This window comes from Streptomyces sp. NPDC006140, from assembly GCF_040628815.1.
Lineage (GTDB): Bacteria > Actinomycetota > Actinomycetes > Streptomycetales > Streptomycetaceae > Streptomyces.
In genome coordinates, this window is sequence record NZ_JBEXTS010000001.1 from 732,976 (window position 1) to 751,387 (window position 18,412).

14 protein-coding genes are annotated in these 18,412 nt (G+C 72.4%); 3 read left to right on the plus strand and 11 right to left on the minus strand.

Annotation, left to right across the window (positions count from 1 at the left end):
• Nucleotides 1-43 precede the first annotated feature (43 nt).
• From ABZ386_RS03430 to ABZ386_RS03440, 3 genes are all read right to left on the minus strand, one after another.
• Nucleotides 44-1,450, minus strand: a complete 1,407-nt coding sequence (locus ABZ386_RS03430) for an NAD(P)/FAD-dependent oxidoreductase (RefSeq protein WP_358963419.1) — start codon at nt 1,448-1,450, stop codon at nt 44-46.
• 216 nt (nt 1,451-1,666) lie between these two features.
• Nucleotides 1,667-2,563 carry a TIGR01777 family oxidoreductase gene (locus ABZ386_RS03435; RefSeq protein WP_351332117.1) on the minus strand — a complete coding sequence of 299 codons (897 nt, stop codon included), beginning with the start codon at nt 2,561-2,563 and terminating at the stop codon, nt 1,667-1,669.
• Between the two features lie 119 nt (nt 2,564-2,682).
• Complete coding sequence (locus tag ABZ386_RS03440) at nt 2,683-3,867, minus strand: MarP family serine protease (protein WP_351332114.1); 1,185 nt, start codon at nt 3,865-3,867, stop codon at nt 2,683-2,685.
• Between the two features lie 278 nt (nt 3,868-4,145).
• On the opposite strand from ABZ386_RS03440, the gene ABZ386_RS03445 reads away from it, so the two are divergent.
• Both ABZ386_RS03445 and ABZ386_RS03450 read left to right on the plus strand, forming a co-directional pair.
• Nucleotides 4,146-4,979 (plus strand): peptidoglycan recognition protein, encoded by an 834-nt coding sequence (locus ABZ386_RS03445; protein ID WP_358963678.1) that lies wholly within the window; start codon nt 4,146-4,148, stop codon nt 4,977-4,979.
• Nucleotides 4,976-5,215 carry a hypothetical protein gene (locus tag ABZ386_RS03450; RefSeq protein ID WP_358963421.1) on the plus strand — a complete coding sequence of 80 codons (240 nt, stop codon included), beginning with the start codon at nt 4,976-4,978 and terminating at the stop codon, nt 5,213-5,215. Before ABZ386_RS03445 ends, ABZ386_RS03450 begins: the two co-directional genes overlap by 4 nt.
• Here the strand turns inward: ABZ386_RS03450 and ABZ386_RS03455 are convergent.
• The 8 genes from ABZ386_RS03455 to ABZ386_RS03490 all read right to left on the minus strand — a co-directional run bounded on the left by ABZ386_RS03455 (nt 5,205) and on the right by ABZ386_RS03490 (nt 16,258).
• Nucleotides 5,205-5,723: a DUF4240 domain-containing protein gene (locus tag ABZ386_RS03455; RefSeq protein WP_114251670.1), complete on the minus strand. Its 519-nt coding sequence runs from the start codon at nt 5,721-5,723 to the stop codon at nt 5,205-5,207. The genes ABZ386_RS03450 and ABZ386_RS03455 overlap by 11 nt on opposite strands.
• A gap of 56 nt (nt 5,724-5,779) precedes the next feature.
• A complete protein-coding gene (locus ABZ386_RS03460) occupies nt 5,780-6,778 on the minus strand; it encodes a YafY family protein (protein ID WP_351332111.1) in 999 nt (332 codons plus the stop codon).
• Between the two features lie 54 nt (nt 6,779-6,832).
• Nucleotides 6,833-9,535, minus strand: a complete 2,703-nt coding sequence (gene aceE, locus ABZ386_RS03465) for a pyruvate dehydrogenase (acetyl-transferring), homodimeric type (protein ID WP_355724891.1) — start codon at nt 9,533-9,535, stop codon at nt 6,833-6,835.
• A 269-nt stretch (nt 9,536-9,804) separates the two neighbouring features.
• Nucleotides 9,805-10,428, minus strand: coding sequence for a GntR family transcriptional regulator (locus tag ABZ386_RS03470; protein WP_114251664.1), 624 nt, complete (start codon nt 10,426-10,428; stop codon nt 9,805-9,807).
• 233 nt (nt 10,429-10,661) lie between these two features.
• A complete protein-coding gene (gene sucB / locus ABZ386_RS03475; protein ID WP_351332104.1) occupies nt 10,662-12,470 on the minus strand; it encodes a 2-oxoglutarate dehydrogenase, E2 component, dihydrolipoamide succinyltransferase in 1,809 nt (602 codons plus the stop codon).
• Nucleotides 12,471-12,531: 61 nt separating this feature from the next.
• On the minus strand, nt 12,532-13,920 hold the full coding sequence (gene lpdA, locus ABZ386_RS03480) for a dihydrolipoyl dehydrogenase (protein WP_114251660.1): 1,389 nt from the start codon (nt 13,918-13,920) through the stop codon (nt 12,532-12,534).
• 346 nt (nt 13,921-14,266) lie between these two features.
• Entirely contained in the window at nt 14,267-15,793 is a 1,527-nt protein-coding gene (locus ABZ386_RS03485) for a leucyl aminopeptidase (RefSeq protein WP_351332100.1), read from the minus strand.
• A gap of 339 nt (nt 15,794-16,132) precedes the next feature.
• Nucleotides 16,133-16,258: a hypothetical protein gene (locus ABZ386_RS03490; RefSeq protein WP_351332098.1), complete on the minus strand. Its 126-nt coding sequence runs from the start codon at nt 16,256-16,258 to the stop codon at nt 16,133-16,135.
• A 55-nt stretch (nt 16,259-16,313) separates the two neighbouring features.
• On the opposite strand from ABZ386_RS03490, the gene ABZ386_RS03495 reads away from it, so the two are divergent.
• Entirely contained in the window at nt 16,314-18,347 is a 2,034-nt protein-coding gene (locus tag ABZ386_RS03495; protein WP_358963425.1) for a hypothetical protein, read from the plus strand.
• Nucleotides 18,348-18,412 lie beyond the last annotated feature (65 nt).

Here is an 18,412-nt window from a genome sequence, read left to right on the forward strand (position 1 = left end):
AACTGCGCGAACGGCCACAACGAACCCGCAGCCGACGAAGCACCTAAGCAGCCCGCGGCACCGTCGGCAGCGGGTCCGCAACATGCAGAGACCGCCCCGCCCCCAAGTCCGCCAGAATCGCCGCGGACGCACGGTGCCCCGAGTGCAGAGCACCCTGCACCGTACTGGTGTCCCGGTGATCCCCACACACATACAGCCCGGCGATCAACCGCACCGGCCGCCGCAGATCATGCGGCGGCCGCATCGCGGGCACGGCCTCCACCGTCTGATACACGGCCAACGTCTCCCACCGCGCCGTCGACATCCCGTACAGCCGCGCCAGCTGCATCCGCACGGCCGTGTCCACACCCCCCGGCGGCCGTCCCAGGACCGTCGAGGACACCAGCGCCCGTCCGGCCGGAGCGCGGGACGGATCGACCTCGCTGATCACCGCCGTGTGCGCGACCGGCCCGCCGAGGTCCGCGTCGAGCAGCAGTGACGCCCCCGTCCCCGGCGGCTCGTCGGTCGTGTGGTGCAGCACCGTCACCGGATGGAACTCCGGCACCCGCAACCCGGGCAGCAGTTCCGCCGCGGCCCTGGCGTCCGTGGCCACCAGCACCGCCCGGCACCGGATCTCACCGTGCTCCGCGGTGGTCACCGAGGTCGTCGAGACGGACGTGACGCGCACGCCCGTGTGCACCGTGCCCGCCGGCAGCGTCCGGGCCAGCAGCTCCGGCAGGGCCTCGGCGCCGCCCTCCGGCACGCACAGCCGGCCGCCGGCGAAGGCCCGCAGCGCGAGGTCCGCGCACCGGCTGGACGTCGTCAGGTCCGGGTCGCACAGCAGGGCGGCGAGCAGCGGGCGCAGGAAGCCGTCGATGGTCCGGGAGGGCAGTCCGCGGGCCGCCAGGGCCTCACCGGCGGGCAACTCCGGGCGGGCCAGCAGCCGCTCGGCCGGGGTGCCCGCCAGCCGGGTCAGGGCGGCGCCGAGGCGGGCCTGGTCGACGGCCGTGCCCAGCGGGGCGCCGGACCGGCTCCGGGGCACGGAGACCTGCCGCCCGGGCACGGCCACCGGCCTCCTCGGCGGCCGGGGCGCGGACGGAGACCGGGGAGCACTCGCCAGCGCACGTACCGCGTGCAGTGCGCCTCGTGCGCCCCCTGCGCCCGGCTGGACACCCGCGCGGTGGTGGCGCCCGTCGCCGTGCAGCAGGACACCGGGTGCGAACGGGCGCAGCACCAGCCCGCCCAGACCGGGGGTCAGCCGTAGTTCGGGATACGCCGTGGACAGCAACTGGCCGATCCGGTCGAGCCGGAAGCCGTCGACCTTCTCCGTCGCCATGCGGCCGCCGACGCCGTGGGCGGCCTCCAGGACCATGGTGGTCACTCCTGCGCTGGTCAGCCGGTGCGCGGCCGAGAGTCCGGCGACCCCGGCCCCCACGACGACCACGTCCGCCTGGTACGCGGGCTCAAGCACGTGCCCCTCCTCGAGGTTGCGCGGGCGCTGGAGACGTCATGCCCTCAACAGGCCGCAGGGATACGCGAGTTCTGGACGAGGGTAGGGCCGTGATCGGTCAGGGGGAGTCGCGCATGGACAGGGCACGGTCGCACGGCGGTCGCATACGAACGCCTTATGGGCAAGAAGTGGTCGCAGGGGGCTGGTGTGCGGGGCGGGAGCCTTCCCGGCCCGGCGTCACAGCGCGGCCCGGATCGCTCCCTCGATCTCCGGGAAGGCGAACCGGAACCCGGACTCCAGCAGCCGCGTCGGCAGCACCCGGGCGCTGCCCAGCACGTCCCCGGCCATCTCGCCGAGCACGGTCCGCAGGACGGGCGCCGGCACGGCGAACAGCGTCGGGCGGTGCAGCACGCGTCCCATCGCGGCCGTGATCTCACGGTTCGTCACGGGGTTCGGGGCGGTGAGGTTGAACGGCCCGGACAGACCGTCGGTGTCGATGAGGTGCCGGATCGCGGCGACCTCGTCGTGCAGCGCGACGAACGACCAGAACTGCCGCCCGTCGCCCATGCGCCCGCCCAACCCGGCCCGGAACAGCGGGAACAGCCGCCCCCACGCACCGCCGTGGCGGGACACGACCAGCCCGGTCCGGGTGCACACCGTGCGGACGCCGGCCTCCTGGGCGGGCGACGCGGCTCCCTCCCACTCCACACACAGCTCCGGCAGGAAGCCCTCGCCCGCCGGGGCGCTCTCGTCGACGGCACGGTCCCCGGTCTCGCCGTAGTAGCCGATGGCGCTGCCGTTCACGAAAACCCGCGGCCGGTCCTGCTCGTCCAGCGAGGCGATCGCCCGGGCGAGCGCCGCCGTGCCGTGCACTCGGCCGGCGCGGATCCGCTGCTTGTACGCCTCCGTCCAGCGGCGGTTGCCGACCCCCGCTCCCGCCAGATTGACCACCGCGTGGCACCCGGCCAGCCCGGCCGCGTCCACGTCCCCTCCCTCCGGATCCCAGTGGACCTCGTCCGCCGACCGGGGGGCCCGGCGCACCAGGCGCACCACCTCGTGCCCGTCCGCGGTCAGGGACCGCACCAGAGCGCTGCCGATGAGACCGGATGCGCCGGTCACCGCGATACGTCGCATGGCTCAATCTTGCCGGTCGACCGCGGAAAACCCCTCAGCGACCGGGACCCGGCGTGGGAATGCCGACGACGTGTTCGACGTGTTCACGGGCCGCTTCCTCCGAGCCGGACGACGGGCTCCTACGAGGCCGCCAGCTCGCCCGTGTCGACCGGCGCCGTCGCGTCCGCCGCCCGTTCCGCGTCGGAGGAGACCTCGGCCGCCGTCAGCACGTAGCCCGTCTCGGCGTCCGTGGTGGAGCGGGCGAAGACCACGCCGAACACCCGCCCGTCCGTGGTGAGCAGGGGGCCGCCGGAGTTGCCGGGGCGGACCGTGGAGCGGATCGAGTAGATCTCGCGGACGGCCGTCCCGTCGTTGTAGATGTTCTGGCCCGTCGCCCGCACCCGGTTCGCGACCGTCGCCGCCTGGAGGTTCAGGTCGCCGTCCTCCGGGTAGCCCGCGACGACCGCCGAGTCGCCGCGCTCGGCGTCGTCGTCGAAGCGCAGCACGGGCGCCTTCAGACCCGGCACGTACAGCACCGCCACGTCCTTCTCCGGGTCGAAGAGCACCACCCGCGCCTCGTACGTCCGCCCGACCCCGCCGATCTGCACCGTCGGCTCGTCGATGCCGGCCACCACATGGGCGTTGGTCATCACGTGCTCCCGCGCGTACACGAACCCGCTGCCCTCGCGGCCCTGGGTGCCCGCGACGCCCTCGACCTTCACCGTGCTCAGCTTGGCGGCGTTGGCGGCCGCCGCCGTGACACTGTCGCCGGAGGGGCGGGCGACCTCGGCCGTCGACTCGTTCTCGAACGGGTTGAAGACCTGCGGGAAGCCCGCCTGGGTCAGCGCGGACGTGGCCTCCGAGAACCAGGCCGGAGTCGTGTCCGGCATCGTCCGCTGCACGGCGCCGAGCAGCCGCGAGTCCCGGATCGCCGAGGTGATCAGCGGCGACGAGGAAGCGCCCAGGACGCTCGCGGCCACCCACGCCACGATCAGCACCGCGACCGCGTTGGCCACGGCCCCGCCGATGCCGTCCGCCACGCGGAGCGGCCCCCTGTCTAGCTCCCGCCGCAGCCTGAGCGCGAGGCGCCCCGCCAGCTCGTGCCCCACCACCGCCGGGAGCAGCACCGTGAACACCGCCGTCACCGTCGCGCGTGTCGTCCCCGGCTCCACCAGGTCCATCACCCACGGCAGGATCCACACACCGACGACCGCGCCGCCGACGAAGCCCGCCAGCGACACACAGCCGGCCACCAGACCGCGCCGGTAGCCGGACGCCGCGTAGGCGAGGACGACCAGCAACAGCAGGATGTCGAGCAGGTCCACGCACGCCGCCTTTCTCTCGGAACCCTTTAGTACGCGGGGGAAGGGCCCGGTGATCAGTCACACGCGCGCGTGTTGATCAGAACCGGCCACGCGTGCGTGCACACGGAAAAACGTCGCGGACCGTGACGATGGTTCCACCGGGTGGCACATCACACATCGCGGACGGACCGGAACGGACCGACAGTGGGATCATGCGCGTCCTGCGAAGACGGCGGGGCGGGCGCGGCCACCGCGCCGCCCGCACGCCCGGCATAGCCGGACTGCCGCGCGCCGCCCGGGTGGCGCTCGGCTGCCTGCCGGGCTGCGCCGCCGTCGTCGCGCTGGTGCTGTGCGCCTACGGCGTGGAGCACGCCGCCGAGACCACCGACCGAGCCGGCCCGACCCGGCCCGCCGCCACGCCCCACACCGCCCCCCGACCGCACATCGTGCCCAGATCGCGGTGGCTGGGCGACGCCGCCCGCAAGCAGCCGCGCCCGCGCTACGACGACCGGGTCGTCGCGGTCTTCGTCCACCACACCGACTCGCCCAACGGCTACGCCTGCGCCGACGCGCCCCGCATCATCCGGGACCTCTACACCGGCCAGACCGGCACCCGCGACTGGGACGACATCGGCTACAACTTCGTCGTCGACCGCTGCGGCACCGTCTACGAGGGCCGCGCCGGCGGCGTCGAGCGCGCCGTCACCGGCGCCCACACCCAGGGCTTCAACCACCGCACCACCGGCATCGCCGCCCTCGGCACCTTCACCGCGGGCATGCCCGTGCCGCGCCCCATGATCCGCGCCATCGCCGCGCTGTCCGCCTGGAAGCTGGGCCTGACCGGCACCGACCCGCGGGCGAGCGTCCGCCTGGTCTCCAGCAACGGCCTGAGCCGGTACGCGGCCGGCACCACCGCCGAACTGCCCGCCCTGGCCGGTCACAACGACGGCTACATGACCAGCTGCCCGGGCGCCGCCCTGCACGCCCGCCTGCCCGAGATCCGGCGGCTCGCGGCCCGCCTCCAGGGCCGGCCGGCGGACGCACAGGAGGGCCACAGCGAACGCGCGGTGTCCTCACACCCCGGCTCCCTACGGTCGTCACCACAGGCAGCCGACCGGAGGTGGGGACCATGACCAGCAGCGCCACGAAGAACAGCAGTGCCACGAAGAACGCGGTGGCGCGCACCCGGGGAGCGACCCGGGGAGCCACCCGCGGTGGCCCCTGGGCGGTGCTCAGCGCGGCCGCGACCGTCGTCCTGGGACCGGCGGCGGTCACCGCCTCCGCCCTCGACCAGGCCAACGCGGCACCGATGCACCATTCCCGTCCGAGCCGAGCCGAGCCGCCGCCGGGCCGCCTGATCAGCCCCTGAAGCGCTCCCACAGCCGGGGGTAGCGCTCGGCGAGCAGCCGCTCGTCCTCGAAGTCGACCGGGGTGCCCTCCGGCTCCGGGGGCGCCGGCGGGATCTCCAGGTCGGGGGCGACCACGCCGGTGAGCTGCTCGTAGGCCTCGTCGGCCGCGTAGCCGAGTTCCTCGCCGTCGCCGTCGATCTCCTCGTCGAAGTCGTCCAGCAGCTCGGCGAGCGCGTCCGGGTCGTGCACGGCGCCCTCGAAGACCTCCCGGCCCTGGCCGATCAGCCAGCACCGGAAGAAGTCGAAGGCGTCGTCGCTCGCCCCGTCGAGCAGCACCCAGGCGGCGCCCCACAGGTCCCAGCGGTAGGCGCGGTTGTAGCGGGACTCGAAGTGACGGGCGAAGTCCAGGACCGAGTCCGGGTCCAGCTGCGTGAGCCGCTCCACGAGCAGGTCGGCCTGCTCCTCCGGGTCGCCCTCGGCGGCCTCCCGGGTGTCGTCCACCAGCTCCCAGAACTCCGTCTCGTCCATCACGGGTCCAGCATCGGCCCTGGGGCACAGGGGCGCACCCGGAGTGCGCGGGATCGTTATGCGCGGCCCTCGGGGCGGCCCTCCGGGTGGTACAGCCCGGCCAGCCGCAGCGCGTCCGCGGCGAGCCGCTGGCGCAGGCTCTCCGGCGCCAGCACCTCCACCTCCGGGCCCAGCGCCGTCAGCTGGGTGTGGGCGACCTCCTCGGACTCCACCGGCAGGGCCACCGTCACCCACCCGTCGCCGTCCGGGGGGTCCGCGTCCGCCAGGGCCTCGCGGGCGGACAGCGAGTCGACGGCGTACGGCAGTCTGCGCACGCCGTCGGGGGACAGCCGGACCACGACCCGCGCCCGCAGGAGGGACCGCGCGAACTGCTCCGCCCGCTCCTCCCAGAACGCGGGCAGGTCGAACTCCGGCTCCCGCTCGAAGCGCTCGCCGCCCGGCTCCACCGCCGTGAACCGGTCGATCCGGTACACCCGGAAGGACGCGCCCCCGGCCACCCGCGCGCACAGGTACCAGACGCCCGCCTTCAGCACGAGCCCGTACGGCTCCAGCTCCCGGACGACCTCGTCCTGCCCGCGCCGGTAGCGGGCGGTGATCCGCCGGTCGTCCCACACGGCGTCCGCGACGGCCGGCAGCAGCGCGGGCGTCTCCGGCTCCCTGAACCAGTTCGGCGCGTCCAGGTGGAAGCGCTGCGCCGCCGTCCTCGACGCGTCCCTGAGGGAGGGCAGCAGCGCCGCCGACACCTTCAGCCGGGCCGCCGAGGCCGCGTCCTCCAGCCCCATCTCGCGCAGCGCGCCCGGCACCCCGGACAGGAACAGCGCCTCGGCCTCACTGCGGTGCAGGCCCGTCAGGCGCGTCCGGTACCCGCCGACCAGCCGGTAGCCACCGGCCCGCCCGCGGTCCGCGTACACCGGAACGCCCGCCTCCGACAGCGCCTGCGCGTCCCGGGTCACCGTCCGCTCCGACACCTCCAGCTCCTGGGCGAGCTCGGCGGCCGTCATGGAGGGCCGGGACTGGAGCAGCAGCACCATCTTGATCAGCCGGGCAGCACGCATGCGCACATCATGCAGCAGGCCCCCGCCGGAGCGGGGGCCTGCTGGTCACGGTCCTTACAGACCGTACTTCTCGCGCGCTTCCTTCACGGACGCCGCCTTGACCTCGCCGCGCCCCGCGAGCTGGGCCAGGGCCGCGACGACGATCGACTCGGCGTCGACCCCGAAGTGGCGGCGGGCCGCCTCACGGGTGTCCGACAGGCCGAAGCCGTCGGCGCCCAGCGAGGACCAGTCCTGCTCGACCCACTGCGCGATCTGGTCCGGGACCTGGCGCATGTAGTCGGAGACCGCCAGCACCGGGCCCTCGGCGCCCTGCAGCGCCTGGCGCACGAACGGCACCCGCTCCTCGCCCCGCAGCAGCGCCTCGTCCGCCTCCAGGGCGTCCCGGCGCAGCTCGCTCCAGGACGTCGCGGACCACACGTCGGCGGCCACGCCCCACTCCTCGGCGAGGAGCCGCTGGGCCTTCAGCGCCCAGTGGATCGCCGTACCGGAGCCGAGCAGCTGGATCCGCGGCGCGTTCGCCGGCACGGTGACACCGGCCGACTCCGCCGTGTTGAAGCGGTACAGGCCCTTGACGATGCCCTCGTCGATGCCGTCCACCGACGGCTTCGCGGGCTGCGGCAGCGGCTCGTTGTAGACCGTCAGGTAGTAGAAGACGTTCTGGTCCTCGCCCGGAGCGGCCTCGCCGTACATCCGGCGCAGACCCTCCTTGACGATGGCCGCGACCTCGTACGCGAACGCCGGGTCGTAGGTCAGCGCCGCCGGGTTGGTCGCGGCGATGACGGGGGAGTGGCCGTCGGCGTGCTGCAGGCCCTCACCGGTCAGGGTCGTACGGCCCGCCGTGGCGCCGATGAGGAAGCCGCGGCCGAGCTGGTCGCCGAGCTGCCACATCTGGTCGGCCGTGCGCTGCCAGCCGAACATCGAGTAGAAGATGTAGAACGGGATCATCGCCTCGCCGTGCGTCGCGTACGACGTCGAAGCGGCGATGAAGTCGGCCATCGAACCGGCCTCGGTGATCCCCTCGTTGAGGATCTGGCCGTTCTGGGCCTCCTTGTAGTACATCAGCTGGTCGCGGTCGACCGGCTCGTACGTCTGGCCCTTCGGCGAGTAGATGCCGAGCGACGGGAACAGCGACTCCATACCGAAGGTACGGGCCTCGTCCGGGACGATCGGCACCCAGCGCTTGCCGGTCTCCTTGTCGCGGACGAGGTCCTTGACCAGGCGGACGAACGCCATCGTCGTGGCCACGTTCTGCGAGCCGGAGCCCTTGTCGAAGGCGGCGAACGCCTTCTCCGCCGGGGCGGGCAGCGGGGCGACCGGGTGGACGCGCCGGGCCGGGGCCGGACCGCCGAGGGCGGCACGCCGCTCCTGGAGGTAGCGGACCTCGGGGGAGTCGGCGCCCGGGTGGCCGTAGGGGACCACACCGTCGACGAAGTCGCTGTCCTTGATCGGCAGGCCGAGCAGGTCGCGCATGTTCTTGAACTCGTCCACCGTCAGCTTCTTCATCTGGTGGTTGGCGTTCTTCGACGCGAAGCCCTCGCCGAGGGTGTGGCCCTTGACCGTCTGGGCCAGGATCACGGTCGGCGCGCCCTTGTGCTCGACGGCCGCCTTGTACGCGGCGAACACCTTGCGCGACTCGTGCCCACCGCGCGAGAAGTGGAAGCACTCGAGGATCTTGTCGTCGCTCAGCAGCTTCGCCATCTCCGCCAGCGCCGGGTCGGCGCCGAAGAAGTCCTGGCGGATGTAGGCCGCGTCGCGCGTCTGGTACGTCTGGATCTGCGCGTCCGGTACCTCGCGCAGGCGGCGTACGAGCGCGCCCGTGGTGTCCAGCTGGAACAGCTCGTCCCAGGCCGTGCCCCACAGCGTCTTGATCACGTTCCAGCCGGCGCCGCGGAACTGGGCCTCCAGCTCCTGCACGATCTTGAAGTTGGCACGGACCGGGCCGTCCAGGCGCTGCAGGTTGCAGTTGATGACGAAGGTGAGGTTGTCCAGCTCCTCACGGGCCGCGAGCGCGAGGGCCGCCGTCGACTCGGGCTCGTCCATCTCGCCGTCGCCGAGGAACGCCCACACGTGCGAGGCGGAGGTGTCCTTGATGCCGCGGTTGGTGAGGTAGCGGTTGAAGCGCGCCTGGTAGATGGCGGAGAGCGGGCCCAGACCCATGGAGACGGTCGGGAACTCCCACAGCCAGGGCAGACGGCGCGGGTGCGGGTAGGAGGGCAGGCCGTTGCCGCCCGCCTCCCGGCGGAAGTTGTCCAGGTGCTCCTCGGTCAGCCGGCCGTCGAGGAACGCGCGGGCGTAGATGCCGGGCGAGGCGTGGCCCTGGATGTAGAGCTGGTCGCCGGAGCCGTCGGCCTCTTTGCCCTTGAAGAAGTGGTTGAAGCCGGTCTCGTACAGCCAGGCGGCGGAGGCGAAGGTGGCGATGTGGCCGCCCACGCCGTACTTGCTGCCCCGGGTCACCATGGCGGCCGCGTTCCAGCGGTTCCACGCGGTGATGCGCTGCTCCATCTCCGCGTCACCGGGCACCTCGGGCTCGGCGGCGGTGGGGATGGTGTTGACGTAGTCGGTCTCGAGGAGCTTCGGCAGCGCGATGCCGGCGCCCTCGGCGCGCTCCAGCGTGCGGCGCATCAGGTACGCGGCACGGTGCGGCCCGGCAGCCTTGGCGACCGCGTCCAGGGAGGCCTGCCATTCGGCGGTCTCCTCCGGGTCCCGGTCCGGGAGCTGGTCGAGCTCGCTCGGCTGGATGGCGTTGGGGTCGGTCATGTCGCCGCCTTCCTCAGTCGAAGGGGGTTCCCTCATCGGTAAGGGTTCGGGGGTGCCCTTGGTCTTTGGCAGGACAGGGCGTGAGGCTTGGGTGGCAAGCCCGTCGGCGACTGTAACTCGCTGATCGATGATCGATCAAAGGGTTGAGGAGCAAAACCTCTTGATCACGAGAAAATAGGCACGGGGTGCCTCCGCCGGTGGCACGCGGTGACGGCTTTTCGAACGGTTTTCGCAGGTCGGAGGCGTTTGAGCGAGGTTGCGCTCGGGTGTCACGCCCGGGGCGCGCAGCCCAGCACGTGCGCCTTCACCAGCTCGGCGATCCGGGGGTCGCGGCGCTTGAAGGCGGCGACCAGCTCCTCGTGCTCCTCGGCGTACGACTGCTGCTGCGTGCCCAGCCAGCGGATGGACAGGGCCGTGAACACCTCGATGCCGAGGCCTTCCCAGGTGTGCAGCAGAACGGAGTTGCCGGCGGCGCGGACCAGTTCGCGGTGGAAGGCCACGGTGTGGCGGACCTGGGCCGTGCCGTCGGACATGCGGTCCGCCTCGTACAGGGCGCTGACGTGGGGTTCCAGCGCCGAGCAGTCCTCGGCCAGGGTCTGTGCGGCCAGTTCCGCCGCGATGGCCTCCAGGCCGGCCCGGACCGGGTAGCTCTCCTCCAGGTCGGCCGCGGTGAGGTTCCGGACGCGGACGCCCTTGTTCGGGGCGGACTCGATGAGCCGCAGGGACTCCAGTTCGCGCAGGGCCTCGCGGACCGGGGTCTGGCTGACCTCCAGCTCCGTGGCGATCCGTCGCTCGACGATCCGCTCGCCCGGCTGCCAGCGGCCGCTGATGATGCCCTCCAGGATGTGCTCGCGGATCTGCTCGCGCAGCGAGTGGATGACGGGCGCGGTCATGAGGGCTCCTCGGTCGGGATTGACGTTTAGACAATACGGCCGGTTCGCTCCGCGGGTGGGGCGGGTGGGGGTGTCTTGGTGCAGGTGAGACGAGACTTACACGGGGAGCGGGGTTGCCGTTCGGCTGACGGTTGTGGGGGGTTGCTCGCGCAGTTCCCCGCGCCCCCAAGCAAATGCCCCCGCCCGGAGATGAACCGAGCGGGGGCACCGTACAGCCGTACCGGCGATGGAGGTCAGAGGCCCAGCTCGACCTCGAACTCGCCCGCCTCCAGGATGGCCTTGACCGCCGTCAGGTAGCGGGCGGCGTCGGCGCCGTCCACCAGGCGGTGGTCGTAGGACAGGGTCAGGTACGTCATGTCGCGGACGCCGATGACCGTGCCCTCCTCCGTCTCGATGACGGCGGGTCGCTTGACCGTGGCGCCGATGCCGAGGATCGCGACCTGGCCCGGCGGCACGATGATCGTGTCGAAGAGCGCGCCGCGCGACCCGGTGTTGGAGATGGTGAAGGTCGCGCCGGACAGCTCGTCCGGGGTGATCTTGTTGGCGCGGACCTTGCCCGCCAGCTCCGCCGTGGCCTTGGCGATGCCGGCCAGGTTGAGGTCGCCGGCGTTCTTGATGACCGGGGTCATCAGGCCCTTCTCGGAGTCCACCGCGATACCGATGTTCTCGGTGTCGAAGTAGGTGATGGTCCCCTCGGCCTCGTTGATCTTGGCGTTGATGGCCGGGTGGGCCTTCAGCGCCTGGGCCGCGGCCTTGACGAAGAACGGCATCGGGGAGAGCTTGACGCCCTCACGGGCCGCGAACGCGTCCTTGGCCCGGCCGCGCAGCTTCATCAGGCGGGTGACGTCGACCTCGACGACCGAGGACAGCTGGGCCTGCTCGTGCAGGGCCTTGACCATGTTGTCGCCGATGACCTTGCGGATCCGCGGCATCTTGATGGTCTGGCCGCGCAGCGGGGACGCCTCCAGGACCGGCGCCTTCTTCGCGGCGGCGGCAGCCGGAGCGGCCGCGGCCGGAGCCGGGGCAGCGGCGGCGGCCTTCGCGGCCTCGGCGGCGGCGACGACGTCCTGCTTGCGGATGCGGCCGCCGACGCCCGTGCCCTTGACGGTGGACAGGTCGACGCCCTGCTCGGCGGCGAGCTTGCGCACCAGCGGGGTGACGTAGGCGCCGTCGTCGGCCGGCTTGGCGGCGGCCGGAGCGGCCGGGGCCTGCGCCGGAGCCGGGGCGGGCGCCGGAGCGGCCGGGGCCGGCTCGGGAGCCGGGGTGACCTGCTGCTGCGGGGCCGGGGCCGACGGCGCCTGCGGGGCCGGGGCGGGCTGCGCCGGAGCCGGAGCGGCGGCCGGGGCCGGAGCCGGGGTGGGCTCGGGCTGGGCCGGGGCGGCCGGGGCCTCCTGCGCCGGGGCGGCGGCCGGAGCGGCACCCGCCTCGCCGATGACGGCCAGCTTGGCGCCGACCTCGGCGGTCTCGTCCTCGCCGACCACGATCTCCAGCAGCGTGCCGGAGGCCGGGGCGGGGATCTCGGTGTCGACCTTGTCCGTCGACACCTCCAGCAGCGGTTCGTCGGCCTCGACCGTGTCACCGACCGACTTCAGCCAGCGGGTGACGGTGCCCTCGGTGACGGACTCGCCGAGCGCGGGCAGGACGACGTCCGTGCCCTCGGCGGAGCCGCCGCCGGTGGCGGCCTCGGCGGTGGGAGCGGGCGCCGGAGCGGCCTGCTCGGTGGACGGGGCGGCCGGGGCCGGCTCGGGAGCGGGCTCGGCGACCTGCTCGGCGGCCGGGGCCGGGGCGGCAGCGGGCGCGCCCGTGCCGTCGTCGATCACGGCCAGCTCGGCGCCGACCTCGACCGTCTCGTCCTCGGCGACCTTGATGGACGCCAGGACACCGGCGGCGGGCGAGGGGATCTCGGTGTCGACCTTGTCGGTGGAGACCTCGAGCAGCGGCTCGTCGGCCTCGACGCGCTCACCCTCGGCCTTCAGCCAGCGGGTGACAGTGCCCTCGGTGACGCTCTCGCCGAGCGCCGGAAGGGTTACGGAAACCGCCATGGTTTCGGTTGCTCCTTACGGAAAGTGCGGAAGTCTGTCGTCGCGTTCGTCGACCGAGGGGTCAGTCGTGCGCGTGGAGGGGCTTGCCGGCCAGGGCCAGGTGGGCCTCGCCGAGCGCCTCGTTCTGCGTCGGGTGGGCGTGGATCAGCTGCGCGACCTCGGCGGGCAGCGCCTCCCAGTTGTAGATCAGCTGGGCTTCGCCGACCTGCTCGCCCATGCGGTCGCCGACCATGTGGACGCCGACGACGGCACCGTCCTTGACCTGGACGAGCTTGATCTCGCCCGAGGTGTTGAGGATCTTGCTCCTGCCGTTGCCCGCGAGGTTGTACTTCAGAGCGACGACCTTGTCCGCGCCGTAGATCTCCTTGGCCTTGGCCTCGGTGATGCCGACGGAGGCGACCTCCGGGTGGCAGTACGTCACCCGCGGGACGCCGTCGTAGTCGATCGGAACGGTCTTCAGACCGGCCAGACGCTCCGCCACCAGGATGCCCTCGGCGAAGCCGACGTGCGCGAGCTGGAGGGTCGGGACCAGGTCACCGACGGCGGAGATGGTCGGCACGTTCGTGCGCATGTACTCGTCGACCAGGACGTAGCCGCGGTCCATGGCGACGCCCTGCTCCTCGTAGCCCAGGCCCTGCGAGACCGGGCCGCGGCCGATGGCGACGAGCAGGATCTCGGCCTCGAACTCCTTGCCGTCGGCGAGGGTGACCTTGACGCCGTCCTGGGTGTACTCGGCCTTCTCGAAGAAGGTGCCCAGGTTGAACTTGATGCCGCGCTTGCGGAAGGCGCGCTCCAGCAGCTTCGAGCTGTTCTCGTCCTCGACCGGGACGAGGTGCTTCAGGCCCTCGACGATCGTGACGTCGGTACCGAAGGACTTCCACGCGGAGGCGAACTCGACGCCGATGACACCGCCGCCCAGGATGATCGCGGACTTCGGCACGCGGTCCAGGACGAGGGCGTGGTCGGAGGAGATGATCCGGTCGCCGTCGATGTTCAGGCCCGGCAGCGACTTCGGCACGGAGCCGGTCGCCAGCAGCACGTGACGGCCCTCGACGCGCCGGCCGTTCACGTCGACGGACGTGGGGGAGGACAGGCGGCCCTCACCCTCGATGTAGGTCACCTTGCGGGAGGCGACGAGGCCCTGGAGACCCTTGTACAGGCCGGCGACCACGCCGTCCTTGTACTTGTGGACCCCGGCGATGTCGATGCCCTCGAGGGTGGCCTTCACACCGAACTGCTCGCTCTCGCGGGCCTGGTCGGCGATCTCGCCCGCGTGCAGCAGGGCCTTGGTGGGGATGCAACCCCGGTGCAGGCAGGTGCCGCCGACCTTGTCCTTCTCGATCAGGGCGACGTCCAGGCCCAGCTGCGCCCCGCGCAGGGCCGCGGCGTAACCACCGCTGCCACCGCCGAGGATCACTAGGTCGAAAACGGTGCTGGCGTCGTTCGCCACGTCACGTCCTCCATGCATGTGCGCCGTGAGCCGGTCTTCAGTGACCGGCAGGCGGCTGGTGTCCGGCCGCTCGTTCTTCGGCCCTTCGGTGGGGCCCTGTCCTGCCGAGCCCCATCTTCGCACTTGTCAGCACACAAGGAGACGCCGGGCTGCGGTGTGAGACGCCCCACGTTCACATGAGCCCCGTCCGGAGGCGCCCCGATAGGGGCGCGGGGCTGTGTCTGATCTGCGGCTCCGCCGCGCGGGCGCGACCAGCGCCCCGAAAGGGGCGCGGGGAACAGCGCGAACAGCCCCCACGCCCCCGCACTCGCCACACAACCGGCGAGACCGGGCTATTGGGCGACGGTCAGCCCAGATCCCCGGCGGCCGTCAGCTCCGCCAGCCTCACCAGAGTCCGCACAGCGGACCCCGTGCCACCCTTCGGCGTGTACCCGAACGGCCCGCCCTCGTTGAACGCCGGACCCGCGATGTCGAGGTGCGCCCAGGTGATGCCCTCGCCCACGAACTCGCGCAGGAACAGACCGGCGACCAGCCCGCCGCCCATCCGCTCGCCCATGTTCGCGATGTCGGCCGTGGCCGAGTCCATCCCCTTGCGCAGGTGCTCCGGCAGCGGCATCGGCCACGCCGGCTCCCCGGCCTCCTCGGCGGCCTCGCACAGCGCCGCGCGGAACGCGTCGTCGTTGCCCATGACGCCGAATGTCCGGCTGCCGAGCGCCAGCACCATCGCCCCGGTCAGCGTCGCCACGTCCACGATCGCGTCGGGCTTCTCCTGCGACGCCGCCCACAGCGCGTCCGCCAGCACCAGCCGGCCCTCGGCGTCGGTGTTGAGCACCTCCACCGTCTTGCCGCTGTACATCCGCAGCACGTCACCCGGACGGGTCGCGGAGCCGGAGGGCATGTTCTCGGCCAGGGCGAGCCAGCCGGTGACGTTGACCTCCAGGCCGAGCCGCGCGGCGGCGACGACCGCGGCGAACACCGAGGCCGCACCGGCCATGTCGCACTTCATCGTCTCGTTGTGACCGGCCGGCTTCAGCGAGATGCCGCCCGAGTCGTACGTGATGCCCTTGCCGACGAAGGCGAGGTGCTTCTTCGCCTTCGAGGAGGTGTACGACAGCTTCACCAGGCGCGGGCCCGCCGCCGAGCCGGCCCCGACGCCGAGGATGCCGCCGTAGCCGCCCTTGACCAGGGCCTTCTCGTCGAGCACCTGCACCTTGATGCCGTGCTCCTTGGCCGCGGCCTGGGCGATCGCGGCGAACGACTCGGGGTTCAGGTCGTTCGGCGGGGTGTTGACCAGGTCACGGGCGCGGTTGAGCTCCTCGGACACGGCGACGGCGCGCTCGACCGCCGCCTTGTACGCCTTGTCGCGGGGCTTGCCGCCCAGCAGGGCCACCTCGGCGAGCGGGGCCTTGCCGTTCTTCGCCTTGGGGTCCTTGCCGTTCTCCTTGTACGCGTCGAAGGAATACGCGCCGAGCAGCGCGCCCTCCCCGATCGCGGCGGCGTCGGCGGCGTCGGTCAGCGGCAGGGCGAAGGCGGCCTTCTTGGACCCGGCCAGGGCGCGGGCGGCGACACCGGCGGCCTTGCGCAGGGCCTCCGTGTCGTAGTCGGCGTCCTTCTCCGGGACCGCGCCCAGGCCCACCGCCAGGACGAGCGGTGCCTTGAAGCCGGCCGGAGCGGGCAGCTTCGTCAGCTCGCCCTCGGCACCGGAGGCGCCGAGAGTCTCCAGGACGCCGGCGAGCTTGCCGTCGTACGCCTTGTCCACGGCCTCGGCGCCCGGTGCGACGACCGGCCCCTTGGCACCCTTGGCGACACCGATCACGATCGCGTCGGCCCGCAGACCGGGCGCCGCGGCGGTGCTGAGAGTGAGAGCAGTCACGGTGGTGAAATCTCGCTTCCGATGTGAAGTTGCTGTGGTCGAACGGTGTGGGTCGACCGGGCCCGACAGCCGACCCTGAGGGTCGGTCGGCGATCTCCCGCCTGCCCGGCGGCGTCTGGCACGCGCATCTGCGGCGTTGTCGTCGGTCGCCGACGCTCCGCGTCGACTCCCTCCTCCGCCCTGCATCTGCACGTGCCAGACGCCGCCGGGCCCGCCCTTCGGGCGGACGACGGGAGATCGCCGACCGACCCTATTCCGACCTCAGGGTTCGGGTATCACGGGGCCTTCCCCGGTGCGGCGAACACTCGACGACGAGACTACGCGCGTGGCCCCGTTCGCTCATTCCTGCGGGCGTTCACCTGTCGGTGGCGTAGTGGCCATTTCTTGATCCTCTATGTCGGTGAACTGAGTCACACTCATCGGGATCCGGTGAGCGCCCTGCTCGCCGCTTTGCATGATTTCCACGGATCCTCCTCTGTTCGACCGCAAGGGGATTCCGGGATCTTCTGGGGGAGGAACCATGGCGCAGCGTGCGCGCAGATGGAGAGACACGGCCGCCGCGGTGACGGCGGCGGGCATGATCACGGCCGGGGCGGTGGCCCCCGGGGCGGCGGCCGCCGAAGACCCGCGCATCGATCTGAAGGTGCTGGTGGTGGACAACGGTGACAGCCCCGTCCGGGCCGTCACCGCCCAGCTGAAGAGCACGGGCATCCCGTACACGACCGTCGACCTGAACGACACCGGCCGCCCCAAGATCACCGAGTCGTTCCTGAGCGACACCGTGAACGGCCGGCCCCGCGCCAAGTACCAGGGCGTCGTCCTGCCGTACGAGGCCCCGTTCGGCGCCGGCTCCGCCGAGCAGACCGCCCTGGAGACCTACGAGAAGACGTTCGGCATCCCGCAGGTCGACGCCTACACCTGGGCGCACCCGCAGGTCGGCCTCGACTACACGAGCGAGGGCGGCTGGGCGGGCACCCTCGACGGGCGCGAGGCGTCCGTCACCGCGGCCGGGAAGGCCGGCTGGTTCGGCTACCTCGACGGCGCGTTCCGGTTCGAGGACAACGCCCCGGGCGTCCAGGAGAGTTACGGCTACGTCGCCCGGCCGCGCACCGGCTTCACCAGCTACGTCGACATCCCCGTGCCCGGCGGCACCGGCCGGGGCAGCCTCGTCGGCGAGTACGTCCACGACGGCCGGCGCGAACTCGTGGTGACCTTCGCCTACAACGGCAACCAGCAGCAGTTCCGGCTGCTGGCCCGGGGCATAGTCGAGTGGCTGACCCAGGGCGTGCATCTGGGGCAGACCCGCAACTCCTTCGCGGTCCACGTCGACGACGTCTTCGCCCCGGACAGCCGCTGGGACACCGCACGCAACTGCACCCCGGGCGACTTCGACTGCGCGGGCGGCGACGGCGAGGGCACGACGCCGATCCGCATGACCGCCGCCGACGCCGCCTACGCCGCCCAGTGGCAGCGCGAGCACGGCTTCACCATGGACATGGTCTACAACGCCGGCTCCGGCGAGGAGTGGAAGACCGAGCACGGCGGCACCGACCCGCTCACCGACCGGCTCCTCGCCGACAAGGCGCAGTACCGCTGGGTCAACCACACCTACACGCACCCCTTCCTCGGCTGCGTCCAGGACACCTCCACCGTGCCGTGGAGCTGCGCGAAGAACGCCGACGGCTCGACGAAGTACATGAGCCGCGCCGAGATCGCCGCGCAGATCCGCGACAACCACACCTGGGCGGTGAACAAGGGCCTCCCCGTCGACCGCACCGAACTGGTCACCGGTGAGCACTCGGGCCTGAAGACCCTGCCCCAGCAGCCCGCCGACAACCCGAACCTGGCCGGTGCCCTCGCCGACACCGGCGTGAGGTGGATCGCCTCGGACAACTCGCGCGAGCCCGAGCAGCGCGCGATCGGCACCGCGCTGACCGTGCCGCGCCACCCGATGAACGTGTACTACAACGTGGGCACGGCGGCCGAGATGGCCGACGAGTACAACTGGGTCTACACCTCGCGGGCCGACGGCGGCAGCGGCGTCTGCGAGGACAACCCCACCTCGACCTGCCTGGACGAGCCGCTCGACCCCGACACGGGCTACGCCGAGCACATCGTCCCGCAGGAGGCCCGCACCGCCCTCGGGCACGTCCTCGCCGGCGACCCCCGGCCGCACTACGCGCACCAGTCCAACCTGGCGGAGGACCGGCTGCTCTACCCGGTCATGGAGAAGGTGCTCACCGACTACCGGGCGCTGTTCACCGACGACACCCCGCTGGAGAACCCCCGGCACAGCGCCATCGGCACCGAGGTGCAGCGCCGCGCCGCCTGGCAGACCGCCCTGGCCGACGGCCGTGTCACGGCGTACCGCATCGGCAACACGGTCACGGTCACGGCCCCGTCCGGCACGCAGATCCCGGTGACGGCACCGGAGGGCACCAAGAAGGAAAGCCTGCTGGGCGCCGGCGAGTTCGGCACCCCCTACGCGGGAGCCCGCTCGGCCTGGACGACCCCGGCAGCACTCCAGTCGGCTCTCACACTCAAGTTGCCGTAGAGGGCAACGCCCTTCAGGGGCGCGGGGAACTGCGCGACCAGCCACACCGGGCCCGCACCCGGAAT

Coding starts and splice junctions, on each gene's coding strand:
- ABZ386_RS03435 (WP_351332117.1), bottom strand. CDS start 2,563: ATGCGACGTATCGCGGTGACCGGCGCATCCGGTCTCATCGGCAGCGCT.
- ABZ386_RS03450 (WP_358963421.1), top strand. CDS start 4,976: ATGACCAGCAGCGCCACGAAGAACAGCAGTGCCACGAAGAACGCGGTG.
- ABZ386_RS03455 (WP_114251670.1), bottom strand. CDS start 5,723: ATGGACGAGACGGAGTTCTGGGAGCTGGTGGACGACACCCGGGAGGCC.
- ABZ386_RS03460 (WP_351332111.1), bottom strand. CDS start 6,778: ATGCGTGCTGCCCGGCTGATCAAGATGGTGCTGCTGCTCCAGTCCCGG.
- aceE (WP_355724891.1), bottom strand. CDS start 9,535: ATGACCGACCCCAACGCCATCCAGCCGAGCGAGCTCGACCAGCTCCCG.
- ABZ386_RS03470 (WP_114251664.1), bottom strand. CDS start 10,428: ATGACCGCGCCCGTCATCCACTCGCTGCGCGAGCAGATCCGCGAGCAC.
- sucB (WP_351332104.1), bottom strand. CDS start 12,470: ATGGCGGTTTCCGTAACCCTTCCGGCGCTCGGCGAGAGCGTCACCGAG.
- ABZ386_RS03495 (WP_358963425.1), top strand. CDS start 16,314: ATGGCGCAGCGTGCGCGCAGATGGAGAGACACGGCCGCCGCGGTGACG.